The organism is Curtobacterium sp. MCBA15_013, from assembly GCF_001865095.1.
Lineage (GTDB): Bacteria > Actinomycetota > Actinomycetes > Actinomycetales > Microbacteriaceae > Curtobacterium.
In genome coordinates, this window is sequence record NZ_MJGQ01000085.1 from 1 (window position 1) to 516 (window position 516).

Here is a 516-nt window from a genome sequence, read left to right on the forward strand (position 1 = left end):
GGCACCGCGCCTCCTGTGTGTTCAGCGCTCGCGTCTGTGCGCGCTACTTCGACTCGTAGAGTCGGCTGCTCTCGTCGTGCCACTCGATGGCGGTCGCCGCGAGCTTGTCCTTGAACTCGGCGCCGTGGTGCGCACAGAAGTACAGCTCACCGCTGGCCATGGTGGCCCGGATGTACGCCTGCGCGCCGCAGCTGTCGCAACGGTCGGCAGCGGTGAGCTGGTGGCTGCTGACTTCGTCGATGGAGAGGTCCTGCACGGTCTGGGTCATTGCTGTGCTCCTCACGGATCGCAGGTGGTGCGGCTTGGTCCACCTATTTCAACACGTGATGCCTGAGAGTGGCGCATTGTGATCGCCCGTTTCGCTCAGCGCGGATCGGCTGTCCCCAGTCCGAGTGTCCGCGCGGTGGTGTCGGTGCGGATCGCTAGCATCGGAAGGTGAGCTCCGACTACTCTGCACGCCATCTCTCCGTCCTCGAAGGGCTCGAGGCGGTCCGCAAGCGTCCGGGCATGTACATC

General features: G+C 64.9%; 1 protein-coding gene. It reads right to left on the reverse strand.

Annotated elements, in window-relative coordinates:
• Positions 1 to 43 precede the first annotated feature (43 nt).
• A complete protein-coding gene (locus tag BIV01_RS18165) occupies positions 44 to 268 on the reverse strand; it encodes a DUF7455 domain-containing protein (protein ID WP_070418799.1) in 225 nt (74 codons plus the stop codon).
• Between the last annotated feature and the right edge of the window lie 248 nt (positions 269 to 516).

Bases quoted from the DNA above. Each gene is read 5' to 3' on its own strand.
- BIV01_RS18165 (WP_070418799.1), bottom strand. From the start codon at position 268: ATGACCCAGACCGTGCAGGACCTCTCCATCGACGAAGTCAGCAGCCAC.